Origin of the sequence: Metabacillus dongyingensis (genome assembly GCF_019933155.2) — a bacterium.
Taxonomy (GTDB): Bacteria; Bacillota; Bacilli; order Bacillales; family Bacillaceae; genus Bacillus_P; species Bacillus_P dongyingensis.
The window spans coordinates 460545-475759 of the sequence record NZ_CP082944.1; the positions used below are offsets into that span (position 1 = coordinate 460545).

At 39.2% G+C, this 15215-nt stretch carries 17 protein-coding genes; 15 read left to right on the forward strand and 2 right to left on the reverse strand.

Annotation, left to right across the window (positions count from 1 at the left end):
* Window positions 1-95 precede the first annotated feature (95 nt).
* Together K8L98_RS02405 and K8L98_RS02410 are read right to left on the reverse strand one after the other, a co-directional pair.
* Window positions 96-1076 (reverse strand): sensor histidine kinase, encoded by a 981-nt coding sequence (locus tag K8L98_RS02405; RefSeq protein WP_223439294.1) that lies wholly within the window; start codon window positions 1074-1076, stop codon window positions 96-98.
* Between the two features lie 13 nt (window positions 1077-1089).
* A complete protein-coding gene (locus tag K8L98_RS02410) occupies window positions 1090-1788 on the reverse strand; it encodes a LytR/AlgR family response regulator transcription factor (RefSeq protein WP_223439296.1) in 699 nt (232 codons plus the stop codon).
* Window positions 1789-1977: 189 nt separating this feature from the next.
* On the opposite strand from K8L98_RS02410, the gene K8L98_RS02415 reads away from it, so the two are divergent.
* The 15 genes from K8L98_RS02415 (at window position 1978) to gvpJ (ending at window position 15182) form a co-directional block, all read left to right on the forward strand.
* Window positions 1978-2727, forward strand: coding sequence for an ABC transporter ATP-binding protein (locus tag K8L98_RS02415; RefSeq protein ID WP_223439298.1), 750 nt, complete (start codon window positions 1978-1980; stop codon window positions 2725-2727).
* On the forward strand, window positions 2717-3874 hold the full coding sequence (locus tag K8L98_RS02420) for an ABC transporter permease (protein ID WP_223439303.1): 1158 nt from the start codon (window positions 2717-2719) through the stop codon (window positions 3872-3874). The genes K8L98_RS02415 and K8L98_RS02420 overlap by 11 nt, the downstream gene beginning before the upstream one ends.
* A 387-nt stretch (window positions 3875-4261) precedes the next feature.
* Window positions 4262-5104: a pyrroline-5-carboxylate reductase gene (gene proC / locus K8L98_RS02425; protein WP_223439305.1), complete on the forward strand. Its 843-nt coding sequence runs from the start codon at window positions 4262-4264 to the stop codon at window positions 5102-5104.
* A 48-nt stretch (window positions 5105-5152) separates the two neighbouring features.
* Complete coding sequence (gene proB / locus K8L98_RS02430) at window positions 5153-6268, forward strand: glutamate 5-kinase (RefSeq protein WP_223439307.1); 1116 nt, start codon at window positions 5153-5155, stop codon at window positions 6266-6268.
* A 19-nt stretch (window positions 6269-6287) separates the two neighbouring features.
* A complete protein-coding gene (locus K8L98_RS02435; RefSeq protein WP_338037009.1) occupies window positions 6288-7556 on the forward strand; it encodes a glutamate-5-semialdehyde dehydrogenase in 1269 nt (422 codons plus the stop codon).
* An 891-nt stretch (window positions 7557-8447) separates the two neighbouring features.
* Window positions 8448-9353: a DUF4030 domain-containing protein gene (locus tag K8L98_RS02440; RefSeq protein WP_223439311.1), complete on the forward strand. Its 906-nt coding sequence runs from the start codon at window positions 8448-8450 to the stop codon at window positions 9351-9353.
* Between the two features lie 341 nt (window positions 9354-9694).
* Window positions 9695-10015, forward strand: coding sequence for a WXG100 family type VII secretion target (locus K8L98_RS02445; RefSeq protein ID WP_223439313.1), 321 nt, complete (start codon window positions 9695-9697; stop codon window positions 10013-10015).
* 18 nt (window positions 10016-10033) lie between these two features.
* Complete coding sequence (locus K8L98_RS02450; RefSeq protein WP_223439322.1) at window positions 10034-10183, forward strand: hypothetical protein; 150 nt, start codon at window positions 10034-10036, stop codon at window positions 10181-10183.
* Window positions 10184-10404: 221 nt separating this feature from the next.
* The gene (locus K8L98_RS02455; protein WP_223439330.1) at window positions 10405-10554 is read left to right on the forward strand and encodes a hypothetical protein; all 150 of its coding nucleotides are present in this window, start codon (window positions 10405-10407) and stop codon (window positions 10552-10554) included.
* Between the two features lie 40 nt (window positions 10555-10594).
* Window positions 10595-11839 (forward strand): glycine zipper domain-containing protein, encoded by a 1245-nt coding sequence (locus K8L98_RS02460; protein ID WP_223439332.1) that lies wholly within the window; start codon window positions 10595-10597, stop codon window positions 11837-11839.
* Between the two features lie 28 nt (window positions 11840-11867).
* On the forward strand, window positions 11868-12656 hold the full coding sequence (locus tag K8L98_RS02465; RefSeq protein WP_223439334.1) for a hypothetical protein: 789 nt from the start codon (window positions 11868-11870) through the stop codon (window positions 12654-12656).
* 14 nt (window positions 12657-12670) lie between these two features.
* A complete protein-coding gene (locus K8L98_RS02470; protein ID WP_223439349.1) occupies window positions 12671-13228 on the forward strand; it encodes a DUF5381 family protein in 558 nt (185 codons plus the stop codon).
* Between the two features lie 155 nt (window positions 13229-13383).
* Window positions 13384-13935, forward strand: coding sequence for a DUF5381 family protein (locus K8L98_RS02475; protein ID WP_223439352.1), 552 nt, complete (start codon window positions 13384-13386; stop codon window positions 13933-13935).
* Between the two features lie 38 nt (window positions 13936-13973).
* Window positions 13974-14504 carry a DUF5381 family protein gene (locus K8L98_RS02480; protein ID WP_223439354.1) on the forward strand — a complete coding sequence of 177 codons (531 nt, stop codon included), beginning with the start codon at window positions 13974-13976 and terminating at the stop codon, window positions 14502-14504.
* A 408-nt stretch (window positions 14505-14912) separates the two neighbouring features.
* A complete protein-coding gene (gvpJ, locus tag K8L98_RS02485; RefSeq protein ID WP_223439387.1) occupies window positions 14913-15182 on the forward strand; it encodes a gas vesicle protein GvpJ in 270 nt (89 codons plus the stop codon).
* Window positions 15183-15215: the final 33 nt, after the last annotated feature.

Below are 15215 nucleotides of genomic sequence, written 5' to 3' on the forward strand. Positions count from 1 at the left end.
GCTAAGTAAATAAAGTTGTAAGGACTTAAATCGGCTGCAACACTCGGGGGCTTTCTTTTGGATAAGCCCCGTTCCTATTTACTGAGCTGGGTTTTTCATCTGATTGCAGGAATCTTGATCTTCACCGTAAATTCCTCTTTTTTATAAACAAAATCTAAATATCCCTGATGCTCGTTCACGATATCATGAATGATTTTCGTGCCGAGACCAGCATGTCCGTCTGATTTTGTCGTGATCCCGTATATTTCATACAATTGATCTAGAATATCGTTTGGAATTGGCATGGCAGTATTCTTGCATATGAGTATGTAAAGACCGCTTTTTTTGTAAAATTGCAGGGAGATCTGTGCCTGTTCTTTATGTGCTTCCTGCCATTCTTTGCTTGCATCAATGCTATTGGATAGAAGATTGCCAATCAAAGCCACGATGTTATGGTCTGAAAACGGCAGGGAAGATAAAGGGAGGTCGAGATCATAGACAATGGAAATGCCGGCCGCATGAGCAGTTTTATACATCTGGTGCAGGGCTCCCGCGACAATTCCCCGTTCTCCTTTAATCGAGAGGTTCGTTTCTTCATATCCGCCAACTAATTCATCCAAATAGTCTTTCGCTTCCTTGTTTTTGCCGTTTTCAAGCAGGAAATGAACAGCAGAAACATGTTTCAGAAAATCATGCCGTTCGCTTCGGACAATTCTGAACGTTTCATTCATGTGATTCCGCTGTTCTTCAAACTGCTGAAGCTCGTGAGATAAAGTGTGCAGTTTCTTTGAACCGGCTTGCCGGACCGCTTCTAGACCGATAAAAATCAGAAAAGGGACGAGCTCTATTAAAAAAGGCAGATCCGCTATATAAAAGGTAATGAGTATCATCTGCATTAAGAATAAATAAATATGCCATTTTACTTCCAGTGCACTAAGGTTTAAAGCGGATTTTCTATAAATAAAATAAGCGATTCCTAAGGCCAGTAAACTAGTATAATAAATGGGCGTTTTCCAAGGAAGGTTCATGACCAAAGCCTGAAGATGAACCGTTCCAAGGATAGCAGTCAGTGCCCAGTATAATTTATGTGTTTTCACCATTTTCCCGCCTTTAAAAGTAATGCTGCTGCAAGAAATCCACTTTTTCCTTCGTAATCATGGCTTGTGCATCCAAGCCTTCAAATGTCACGATGTAGGAATTTTTGGCATACAGCGAAAAGTTTTTTACGTAATGGATATTGATGATAAAAGACCGGTGGGACCGGATGAAATCCCGTTCTCTCAGTTCTCCTTCAAGTTCATTCAGCGTCAGGTACGTCTTGATAGAACCAGATTTGGTATAAATGGTCGTTGATCTGCCTGATCGTTCAATGAAAATGATGTCTTTCTTCTGAAGGATATGAATGTCATTTTTTTGTTTTAAATACAGTCTTCCGGCGATTTCCGCTGATTTTGATTTTTCTTTCAATCGTTCAATTGATTTGATCAGCCGTTCTTTCGAATAAGGCTTCATAATGTAGTCATGAACATTCAGTTCAAATGCGTGAACGGCATAGCCGCTGCTTCCGGTCACAAAGATAACTGAAATATTCAGTGCATGCGAATGAATCACATCGGCTAGTTCATAGCCCGACAGATTCGGCATTTCAATGTCCGCAATCAGTACATCAACTGCCTCTTTCTTTATATGCTCGTATGCCTCCTCAGCCGATTGAGTGGAGAACACAATTTCGAGTTCTGGTATGCCTGCGATTATTCCATTTAATTTATCAAGGTCAATAAACCGGTCGTCTACTAGTCCAACTTTCATTGATATGTCTCACCTGCCGTCGTATTGCTGAACTTCTTAATTTGTAAGATTCTCTTTATTTTACCATTTATATGATGTTATTTGGCATATTCACGACACCAAACGGACGATTCACGACATAAGTGCAGATTCCTCTGCGGTTTGTTTGTATATTAATGACAAGAAGACACACAAAGAGGTGGAATAATGATGATTGAGATTCATGAGGTTACGAAAACGTTTCAGGATAAAAAAATATTTGTCACAGCGCTTAAGCATGTATCATTTTCCATGAAAAAAGGAGAAGTGGTCGGCTTGCTTGGAGAAAACGGAGCGGGAAAAACAACGCTGCTGCGGATGATCGCGACTCTGCTATCTCCAACTGAAGGTCAGGTCAGTGTGGCAGGGTACGACACGATAAAAGAACCGGATGAAATCAAGAAACGAATTGGCGTGCTGTTCGGAGGGGAAACCGGCTTGTATGATCGCCTCACCGCTCGGGAGAACTTGGAATACTTTGCCCGATTGTATGGACTCAGCAAGCATGAAACAAAGGTGCGAATAGATGACTTAGCAAAAATGTTCGGAATGAGGGATTATTTAAACCGGAAAGTTGGCGGCTTTTCAAAGGGAATGCGTCAAAAAGTCGCAATAGCCAGAGCGATTATCCATAATCCCGACATCATTCTTTTTGATGAACCGACAACGGGTCTGGATATTACTTCATCTAATGTCTTCCGCCAGCTTGTTCATCAGCTGAAAAGAGAAGGAAAAACGATTGTATTTTCAAGCCACATCATGGAAGAAGTCACTATGCTCTGCGACTCTGTTGCGATGATGCACAAGGGAGAGCTAGTCTATCAGGGAAACCTGGAGAGTCTTTATCAAGCAGAAGGCAGCCGTGATTTGAATTATATTTTCATGAGCAAGCTAGTTAGGAGAGATGATTATGCTTCTTGAAATCTATCTAAAAGAAATGAAGGACTGTTTCCGTGACCGGAGAACGCTATTTTTAACTGTATTGCTTCCGATTGTGATGATGACTGGATTGACGCTTTTTTATGAGAGTTTAGTATCAGACGGAGAAGACAATACGTACACGCTGGCTCTTGATGAAAACATAAGCGGAGCGGAAGCCGACATTTTTAGTGTTCTTGAAAATGTGAAGATTATCAAAACGGAAAATCCTGAAGAAGTCATTAAAGAAGGTGATGCGCAGGCAGCCGTTCTTCTTGACTCTGATTTCACTGCTAAGATTGAGGACGGTCAAGCAGCATCCATCACAATCATTGGGGATTCTTTCAGTCAAAATTCATCTGCTCTTATGACACTCGTATCAGGTGCCTTGACGGCATATGAAAAAACAATTGTTTCCGAAAGGCTTGCTCAAGAGGGAACAGATCCATCCCTTATTCAGCCGCTTTCTATTGAACAAAAAGAAGTATCGGAAGAAGACCCGACGATTAACTTACTTGCGCTTCTGGTTCCGATGATTCTTGCATTAGCAGTCGGCATCGGGGCTGGTCCTGCTGCATCCGATCTTTTTGCTGGAGAAAAAGAGAAGAAAACAATGGAGGCGCTCTTAATGACTCCAGTGAGCAGGTCAACGCTGCTATTCTCAAAATGGCTGACCATTTCTTCTATAGGGACCATTACAGGTATGATCACACTGGCTGTAGTAGCACTTGAGATAGCCTTTTTAACAGAAAACCTCAGAAAAGCTGTTTCATTCGGTGACGATGCTCCGCTTATTATCGGCATTGCTATTCTTATTTCTGTCATCTATGCCATGTTTATTGCATCAGTGCTAATGGTGACGAGCATTATCGGCAAAACGGTAAAAGAATCGCAAAGCTACAGCACACCAATCATGATGCTTGTCACGATCCCTGCCCTTACAACAGCAAACCTCAGCATCAATGAACTTGCGTTTCATCACTTTGCGATTCCAATATTGAACCTCTTCAGTCTTCTGAAAGAATTGCTGTTTGGCGTCATTCAGTATGATCACATCCTAATCGTGATTGGCAGCAATGTATTGTTTATGGCACTCGCTTTTGTAATCGGAAGAGCGCTGTTTATGAAGGATAAATGGGTTATAAATTAGAAATCTGTCAGAAAGTGTCCCGTTATTAGAATGGGGCACTTTTTTCAATGAATACTTTCCATTTTCAACAAAATACTTTCTTTTTTACTAGATTTACTTTCTATAATCGGAATTTTACTTGCCGGAGCAGCTCAAATACTTTCTTTTTTCCAAATGTCTCCCAGACCATTCTCCAAATATCAGCAAATAACCCGATTACAGCCGATTATTCCTGTTTAAACGAATTCACTCATAGGTAACCCCTCAATGATAACGCTTCCCTTCACTATCTCGGTCTATTCCTTATAATTGTCCTGTATTCCCTTGAATCTATCTCTCAGCATGTTACGATAATAAACGTTGAAAAAATACGAACGGACACGAACAGAGTTTTTGAGGGGGCTCATTATGTTAAGAGAAAAAACAGTTGCATTTTTAGGGGCAGGTTCGATGGCAGAGTCAATGATTTCAGGGATTGTACAGGTCGGCATCATTCCGGCAGAAAATATTTATGTCACAAATAGAAGCAATCAATTGCGGCTTGAAGAATTGAATCATGTGTACGGAGTAAATGCGGTCCATCAGAATGACTTGCCTTACGAAGAAATTGATTTGTTTATTTTAGCCATGAAACCTCAGGGCGCAGCGGATTCACTCCGAGCACTAAAGGATAAAGTTAGAGCGGATCAGGTAGTGATTTCTGTTTTAGCGGGGATTTCGACAACGTTTATGGAAGATCATTTAAGAATGAATCAGCAGGTTGTGCGCGTGATGCCGAATACATCGAGCATGATTCAAGAATCGGCTACAGCCCTAAGCCCTGGCAGACATACGGCGGTGGACAACGTGCTTGCTGTGAAAGAGCTGCTCAGCTGTATGGGAAAAGTCTTTTTAATTGAAGAAGAGCAGATGGATATTTTTACAGGGATTGCAGGAAGCGGCCCGGCTTACTTTTATTATTTAATGGAGCATATGGAGCAGGCTGGCGTTGAAAAAGGAATGGACGAAGAGATGGTCCGCGAGATTGTTGCTCAAACCATCCTTGGCGCAGCGAAAATGATTATGGCAAATGACGAAGCACCGGCGAGTTTACGAAAAAAAGTCACTTCACCAAATGGAACGACGGCATCAGGACTTGAAGCATTGCGGAAAAATAATGGCGGAAAAGCCATTTCACAGGCGGTTCATCATGCGGCGAAACGTTCAAAAGAGCTGAATGAAGAGATGGCAGGGGCATTGGTGACGTCTTAACCCGAATATGAATTGCAAGGCTAGACAGAAAAAATCAGGAGGGATAGGATGTTGAAAAAAGAGAAGCAGATAAAAAGAGTTGTTATTAAGATCGGAAGCAGCTCGCTGACAAGCATGCACGGTGAGATAAGCCGCAGAAAGCTTGAGAAGCTTGCAGATCAGATAGTAGAGCTTAAGGATGCCGGCTACGAAGCAGTTGTAGTTTCATCAGGAGCTGTTGCAGCGGGCTACCGTAAGCTAGGATGCATTCAGCGGCCGTCATCGCTGCCTGAGAAGCAGGCCGCAGCTTCCATCGGACAGGGTCTGTTAATGGAATCTTACTCAGAACTCTTTTTATCTCACGGCTACGTCGCTTCACAGCTTTTAATTACTAGAAGCGATTTTTCCGATGAAACACGCTATGGCAATATGAAAAATACGATGAATGTGCTGCTGGAACGCGGCATTATTCCGATCGTAAATGAAAATGATACGGTAACAGTAGACCGGTTAAAGTTTGGCGATAATGATACGCTCTCTGCTAAGGTTGCAGCATTAATCGGCGCAGATATGCTGATTATTTTATCGGATATTGATGGGCTTTATAATGGTAATCCAAACAGTATTCCGAATGCTAAACTTCTTGAGAAAGTGGATGCCATTACCCCTGAAATCGAAGCAGCAGCGGGCGGTTCAGGCAGCGCAGTCGGAACAGGCGGCATGAAGTCTAAAATTGCAGCCTTCAAAATTGCGATGGCATCAGGCATTCAATCCTTCTTAGGAAAATCAAGTACAAGAGATATCTTAATGCATGCTGTAAACGGCACAGCGAAAGGCACGTATTTTAAACCGAAGCCGAATGCTTTCAACCTTGATAAGAAAAAGCAATGGATTGCGTTCCATTCAGGTCCTGAAGGCAAGATTATGATTACTAATGAAGCGAAAACAGCCATGATCGATAAACAGCGAAACATTTATCCGATCGATATACAGGAAGTGAACGGACGCTTTAACGATGGTGCGGTCGTCACAATCCTTGATGAAGACGGAGAAGAATTTGGTCTTGGCAGAATCAATTTTTCAACTGAAAAATTAATGGATAAAACGAAGTACGGAACAACGGCAGTGATTGATCAGGAGACATTTGTCTGCTCTCTCGATTTTTCAATAAAGGTACCAAGTTAAAAAATGAACTGGAGGCGTTTTGATGAGTATTGCAGCTCTTAAACCAATGACGGTGGAAGAACAGGCAATCACAGCAAAAAAAGCACAGAAAGCATTAAACATGTTAACAACAGATGAAAAAAATCAAGGACTTCGAATTGCTGCAAATGAGTTAGAAAACGAATACCAAGTCATTTTGGATGCGAATAAAGAAGACCTGGAAAAAGGCAGAGAAAAGGGCTTTGATGAAGCATATATGGATCGACTGGCTCTCACTCAGGAGCGTATTGCCGATTTTGCAGAAGGTCTGCGCCAAGTAGCTGATCTTCCAGATCCAACGGGGGATGTCTTATCTGATTGGACGCTTGAAAACGGCCTTAAGGTAGAAGAAGTACGAGTTCCACTCGGCGTCATCGGCATGATTTATGAGGCACGCCCAAATGTAACGGCAGATGCGGCAGGACTTGCCTTAAAGTCCGGCAATGCGATTTTGCTGAAAGGCGGATCTTCGGCTTTATCGTCCAACCAAAAGATAGTTGAAGTGATGCATCGAGCACTAGAAAAAACGAAGATCCCGAAAGAAGCTGTTCAGTTTATCGCTTCAACTGACCATGCGGCAACACAGAAGCTCTTCACTATGAAGGAGCATATTGATGTTTTGATTCCAAGAGGCGGCGCTTCATTAATCAAAGCGGTTGTTGAAAATGCCACAGTACCTGTTTTAGAGACAGGTGTAGGGAACTGCCATATTTATTTTGATAAAGAAGCTGACACGGAAAAGGCACTGAACATCCTCATTAATGCGAAAACAGACCGTCCGGCCGTATGCAATGCAGCAGAAACACTGATCGTTCATAAAGACTGGCTGCATGGGAATAAAGAAGTGCTTGCAGATACTATTAAGAAGAACGGCATTACCATTCATGGTGACAAAGAAGCAGCAGATACTCTTCCAAATGTCATACCTGCAAATGAAGAAGACTGGGCCAATGAATATCTAAGCCTGGATCTTGCGATTAAAACAGTGAACAGCCTGGATGAAGCCATTGATCATATTGATCAGTACGGCACGAAGCATTCTGAAGCGATCATTACAGAAAACGCTGAGACAGCTAAGCGGTTTATGCACTTAGTTGATGCCGCAGCCCTTTATCATAATGCGTCAACGCGATTTACAGATGGCGGCGCGCTCGGCTTTGGAGCAGAAATCGGCATCTCGACCCAGAAGCTCCATGCACGCGGACCAATGGGGCTGCCGGCGCTGACAACGATAAAATATATGATGACAGGGAATGGACAAGTGAGGTAAGTTATTAAAATAGCATTAATAGCAGAAAACGCCCGATTATTAGTTGGGCGTTTTTATCTTTTTTACTTTATAAGAGACTTAAAACGGCGGGGAGTTTTGCTGTAAAAGTGTATTTATGAAGATGATGTATCAAACAGGTCTCCACCGGGTTTTTGAGCAGTCATACAACCGCCTCTATGATTACCTTTGTTTAGCATTTTCACGGTTTTGGGTTCTCAAACAGCTTCTATGGTTACTTTTGTATAAGAAATTTCCGGATTTGAGTACTCAAACCGCCTTTATGGTTACCTTTGTATAAGAAATTTCCGGATTTGAGTACTCAAACCGCCGCTTTGATTATCTTTGTTTAAGATTTTCCCGGATTTGAGTACTCATACCGCCTTTATGGTTACCTTTGTCTAAGAAATTTATGGATTTGAGTACTCATACGGCCTCTATGATTACCTTTGTATAAGAAATTTCCGGATTTGAGTACTCAAACCGTCTCTATGATTACCTTTGTTTAGCATTTTTCCGGATTTGAGTACTCAAACCGCCGCTATGATTACCTTTGTTTAAGATTTTCCTGGATTTGAGTACTCAAACCGATGCTATGATTACCTTTGTTTAAGAATATTCCGGATTTGAGCACTCAAACCGTCTCAATGATTACCTTTGTTTAGCATTTTTCCGGATTTGAGTACTCAAACCGCCGCTATGATTACCTTTGTATAAGAAATTTATGGATTTGAGTACTCATAAAGTCTCTATGATTACCTTTGTATAAGAAATTTCCGGATTTAGGTACTCAAACCGCTTCTATGGTTACCTTTTTTTAAGAATTTTCCGGATTTGAGTACTCAAACCGCCTTTATGGTTACCTTTGTCCAAGATTTTCCGGTTTTTTACAGTATGAAAAAGCAGTCCGGATTGCAGATGGCTTTATCCAATAAAAGTAAAAGTGAGGTGCCTGCGCAGCTCACTTTTGCGTTGCCTAGTGTAGCGCAGGTCGCTGCAAAAATTCCGATTTTAAATCTTTTATTTGAAACAGAAAAACAGCCGCTTATGGAAGAACTGCAAAAAGCGCTGGACGATAAAGGGTACAAATGGGACGGCTTGGGGGTTGGGGTGCAGCCGAGGGAGATCAGCGTAAGAATCGTCGGCACCGATGAATATTATGATGATGTGAAGCAGGATGTGGAAGAACTGATTCAAAGAATTTTAATGAAAAGAAACGATAATGCTTATACCATCGACATCTCTAAATCAGAACCAGTGGAAGAACCATCAGAAGCTGACTTAGATCAAGTGAGAGAGCAGCACAAAATAAGTGAGGATGTGCTGGAAATCCTGGCAGAATACGGAAATACACAGACGGGCTTTGGCATTCAAGAGGGCGTGATTGAATTTAATCTGCCAAAGGATGAACCGCGAATAGAAGAAATCAAAAAAGCTGTCTCCGATCGTATTAAAGAGAAACAGTTTGGTGACTATTCAGTTAAAGTGCGTACATTCAACAGAGCCAAAAAAGAGCGTGAAGACAGATGGATGCCGATCTTTAACACCATTGCAGACGGCCTGACTGCCAAAGCTGAATATAAAGTAAAAGGGATCGGCTACACGAATAAATATGATTATTTCGCCATTTATATCACGACAAACGTTTCTATTAAGGACGATGATGCCAAGGAACTTGCGGATGCTATTGAAAAAACAATTGACGTTTATTTAACTTCTGAAAAAGTAAAGAATTCCATTATAGGAGATGACTATAAAATCATCGTAAACAGCAAGGAAGGTAAACAACTGAATGATTGAGGAAGAAGCCTGGAGAATTCCAGGCTTTTGTTTTTCTGGAAAATGTTATAAAAAAGGTTTATCTTTTTATGGGCAGGTGGTATTAGATAATTGGGATATTTTTCTTTAATCCTATCATCACAAAGTCCTAATGATTTCCTAATTTGAACAATAGTCTATTCAAAAGCATTACTTTCCTCGCTCAAAAGTCTGAACATTCGGTCTTAGAAAATGTTACTGGAGACTTATGGAAATTGGAAATTGAATCTAGTAATATTTTCTTATATGTGTAAAACGGGATGATTTTGTAGAAATTTGAAGGATATACATAGAAAAATGTAAGAATTGGTGAGGTGAAAATAATGAATTCTGAACACGTCAGAGCACTTGCAAGGGTATTTCAGGAAGCATCAGATTCCGTTAAAGACCAGGAAGCAAAATTGCTTCAAGACATAAACAATAATGCAGCTACATGGAGCGGTAAAAGCCGCAGCAAATTTGATTCCGCCATGGACGAAGCCCAGATTCTGTTCCAGAGACACTCAGACAACCTCTACGACATCAGCCGCGAACTCGAAGCCGCCGCCGACTCCGTTGACAGAGTGCGGGAAGAGATTGAAAGACAAGAAGAATTAGAGAGACTTGAGAGAATTCTCCGCCTGAAAAAATTAGATGTGCAGTAGAACAGTTAGGGGTGCAGCATGAATCATCGTTCAGGCAAAAAGAAAAAGAAAGTGGACGAAAGACAGGGAATGAATGACGGCTGCGTGCCGGGATGCGTCGACTTTTTTATCATTCCGATTCAAGTCGGCATCGTTGCTTATCAATTGATTCAGATATATATCATATAAGTTTTCTGTTGTGTGATAAAATGAATCCTCTATATGATCATGATCCAAATTATAATCGTAAGAAAAAGAAGAGAGATATACCGGGTGACGAAGGATACTTCCCTAGCTGTCTTGATATATTCTTACTTCCTTTACAAATAGGAATATCAGGGAAATTATTTCCAATAACTTATTTAATAATGTTTTAATTTAGGATAATAGAAAAAATGCTGAGGTGCAGAATGAGCAATTATGATAAGAATAAGAAAAGAAGTAAAGAAGAAGCTGATGATGCTGCAAGGGGCGGCTGTATGTTGCCAGGATGTATAGATTTTTTTATTATTCCTTTGCAAGTCGGTATCTTGGGGTACCAATTTATCAATATGATTTAAAACTAAAATCTTTGCTCAAGAAATGAGGTCGAAAAAACTAATGAGTGGTAAAATATCCGTCGATCCGAATAGACTAGATGAACTCGCCAACCAATTCGTTTTTAAATTAAGTGACATCGAAGAAGAATCTAAGCGTCTGCATATTGAACTTGCAAATTTGATTTTGAGTGCTCCCCCGGAGTACAGTCATTGCTTTTATTCTATCGGTGATTCATGGGGAACAGGTCAAGCTCTAGCAAATAGATTAAGTGAGTTGGAACAGGATGTCAGAATGACTGCCAACAAGTTTGCTGAAAGAGATGACCTGCTTGGGCGACTTTTTAATATGCATGAAAAATACGGCACAATGGTTGCAATGGGTGGTTTGGTATCCAGACAGCTTGCTTATTATGGTTTGGGTTTCACTCAATTTGCTAAAAATGCAGATGAGATCTATTCATTCCGTCATATGAGTGCACTCAGTAAATTTTCAGAAGTTGTAGATGGCTCAAAGTATAAAAGAGCTGCTAAAGGATTAGTCAGCTGGACCTTTCTTTCAGGAAAATATAAAGATACTCCATTTGCAGATCTTGTACATAAAAAGTATTCAAAATATTTGCCTGGTGATGTTGTGGACTTTACCTCAAGCACAAGGGGAGTATGGGGTGGAATGATTAAAAATAATGTAACATCGACCATGTGGAAAGATCTTGGGAAGAATGCATTGAAATTTGGTAAAACCAATGCTGCTAGTGCATTAGTTGTAACAGGTGCTATGGAAACTGTTGGAATGGGGCTTAAGATATCTGAGAATTATGCTAAGTATGGAGACATGCCTGATGTTCTTAAACGGGAAAATGCTAAAGCGGTAGGTAAAGCTGTTAATAATACAGTTGCAATTTCTGCAGGATCAATAGGCGGTGCTGTAATTGGCGGAGCGATTGGAAGTGCTATAGGTCCAGTGGGAACAGTGGTAGGAGCTGCAGCAGGCTCCTTTGTTGGCGGATTAGTTGGAGAACAAGTCGGGAAATTCACGGCAGGTTTTGCTGAGAAAGCAGCGATTGCTCTTGAAACACCAATTCAAGGTACTTTAGATTTAGTCAGAGGCGGTTTTGAACAAGCTGGAAAAGCAGTTGAAGGATTTAATAAAGTAAAAGATGCAGCTAACGAACAAATAAAAGAAGCTATTGTTGATCCTATTGGAAAAGTTAAGGATATAGGTGAAGGACTATCTAAGGCAAAAGATACGGCAGATTCGCTGATTGACGGAGCCAAAAGTTTTATTGGTAAAAAATTTTCTTGGTAAAAAATTCTCATTCTCATAAGGAGGAATTATGGAAACGATCAAGTTAAGTATTGAAGAATTAATTTTCTCATTTTATAGTGAGGGTTTTTTTGAACAAGGAATGTCAATCAAAGAAATGTATTTTCCTGAAATGAAGGATGAAGAACTTAAAATTTTGTTAGAATTTGCATCTCGTTCACTTTTAGCAAAAGATTTGGTGACAGAAGTAAATAATCGATATAAAGTTAAGGAAGATTATATTAGCTTTATAAAAATAATGAATCATGCAGAAAGAACTGTCAAAGCATCTAAGTTCAGTACAGATTTAAAAAACGAAGAAACTATTTCAGTTCATATGAGTGGGGATGAAGTTTATCTTCATAAACTTTTATATGATAATCAGATTCATCAAATTAGTAAGATTTCCAGCAAAGAAGACACAATGGAATTAGTTAAAGAGTTTTTCAGTTTTAAAGATTTAACAATAGCTCATAATGAAGTTCTTTTCTCGATGAAGAGGACAGAGTTTGAGGAACTTTTAGAAACAGTTAGCCAAGGATTACCTTCTCAGTCTTTTATGGAAGGTTTTACTGGAAATGAAATGATTAAAGAATTAATAAATGATTTAATCTATAGAAAAGCAAGGATGGATAGCTTGCTCTATATGGAGTACGACGAGGAAAATACCCCTGATCTATTAGACGTATGTTTTGTGATTCCAGGTAAAGCTCAATCATGGTTAGTAACAAGAAATCAAACTGATGAATACAACTTTGAAAAATGCAATGAAAATACGTTAGGTCAATTTATTTTTAAAAATAAAGTTATAACCCTTTAAAGGAGCTGAAAAACTTGTCCAATACACCTGGAGATAACAGCATAATAAAAGTAAGAGGTCCATTATTAATGTATATATGGATGGGACTTTTTGTTTTTGGAGGTTTAATAGCTTGTTATATTTTAATCACCTACGGATTGAAGTTTGAATCGGATTATTCCTTAATATATTTGGGAGGCGGCCTAATTTTATCTCCTTTTTTTATTTACGAAGCACTTTGGGCATTTCCGGGATTTGTTCCAGGGAAGGTTTTATTTAGAATACATCAAGGAGAAAATGGCAGCATTGTCTCTAAGAAAAATACTGTTCAGTTCAAGAATATCAGGAATATTGATTTAAAGAGAAACCCTTTAAATTTCTTTAATGAGGTTTTCGTAAAGACATATGATAATAGGACAGTTAAGTTCAAAACATATAATTTACTTCATGAGGTAAACTTTTACGATGTTGTGGATGAACATATCTTTCCGCATATGACAGATGAAGCAAAAATAGTTTGGAATAGAAAAATCACAGATGATCAGTTCCTTAAAAGTATGAATTATGAGAGAAAAAATCATAATGTGGAATAAATTTATTCAATGAAGCGGTCAGGAATATACCTGGCTGCTTTTAATATATACTAAATCAAACTCAAGGAATCTAATTATTAAATAATGCGAACAAAATTGGAAACACATATGGTGTCAGGCATACAAGCTATTACAGTAAAGAGGGGGGGAAGTCGTTGCTAAACTTAAAGAAGGAAAATCAATTAATCAAAGTGAAAGGCTCTAAGTTTATGTACGGATGGATGCTTCTTGCGACATTTGGCGCTTTGGCTGCCAGTGTATTTTTGATCCTGAATGGGTTCAAATTTGAGTCAAAGTACTCGCTGATTTACATTAGTGGCGGATTTGTATTTTTACCGGTTTTTCTCTACTTAACATTATGGTCTCTTCCAGGTTTTATTCCAGGGAAAATACTGTTCATTCTTAAAGAAGGAGTGAATGGTTCAGTAATTACTAAAAAAAGAAAAATTCTCTTCAATGAAATTCTTAATTTAGCATTTGTCAGAAATCCAGTGAACTTAATAAATGACATTATCATTGAGTCAATTGATGGAAAAATCACAAAAATATGTACTTATAATTTAATCGATGATACCGACTTTGCTGTTCTGGTAGATAAATATGTTTATCTAAACATGAGAGAAGATGCAAAGGCAGTCTGGGACCGTCAAGTGAATCTAAGTGAGTTATATCAACATGCAAAATATGAGAGAAAGACAGACATCTAATTTTATATGAGTCCAGCGATTATTTTTGGAGGGAACAAATGCTTAATGCAATATCAAAGAACTCAAAACTATATATTAAAGGAAACAAGTTTTACTACGGAGTTTTGGCAGTTTTTATTTTAGGAGGGCTATGTGGGTCAAGTTATGCAATCTCAGAAGGGTTTGGGTTTGTTGGCGGCTTTCTATTCTTTCCAATCTTCCTCTACTTGTTTTTCTGTTTTTTTCCAGGACTCATTCCTGGTAAAGTGCTTATTTCGCTCGTCCAAGGTGAAAATGGCTATTTAGTTACCAAAAAAGGCAACGTCCCATTTCACCATATTCGACAAATCAACCTAATGCGTAACCCTCTCAACTTGGTTAATAGCATGGTAATTGAAACTTCTGATCAAAAAGTTCATAAGATCCCGACTTATGATCTTATCGATGAAGTCGATTATGCTGTAATTGTAGATAAATATATATTTCCGCATATGACTAGTGAGGCGAAGGCGGTATGGGACCGCAAAGTAAACCTTGATAAGTTATATGAGGAAGTAAAGTATGAGAGGAAATTTGATTTGAAGAGCTAATCATTTTCCAAACTCCTAATAAATACTGGACTAGTTCAGAGTATTAAAAACATAGAATTGGTTAAATAAAATCAATAAACCCCCAATCCCCGTATTCCGACCGAATACGGGGATTTTTCATCCCCATAACGAGAAAAATTCCCTTTTAAATCTCTTTGTAATCATCTTGTAACAAAATTGACATTCTTGTCTTAATTATCTTTGTGATCTTCAGAAAATCCCTCCATTAAAGCATTTTATAATTACGTTTTCCAAATCTGAAGCGGAATTAATAGAAAATCATGGTAAGGGATTTCATCTATTTTCCAACCTATGTTTTAAGCCAAGTTTTAAAAGGTATATCCCAAATAACAAAGCGATTAGGGCTTGCCCAAATTTACATCGTCAATGAAGGGAGCTAAAAGAGAGATGAGTATTCAAAAAAGTGCGGATAGTTCGAGTTTAGCGGAAGTTATTGACCGGATTCTTGACAAAGGAATTGTAATTGATGCATTTGCCAGGGTATCGCTTGTAGGAATTGAGATTTTAACGATTGAAGCAAGGGTTGTAATTGCAAGCGTCGATACGTGGCTGCGATATGCAGAGGCTGTCGGGCTGCTGCGTGATGAGGTGCAGGAGGAAGGTCTTGCAAATCGTCAAAAGAATGAACGAAGCTCACAATCAGCTTTTAACATTTAATATATGAATCATTATTAATAAGAAGAAATGGGG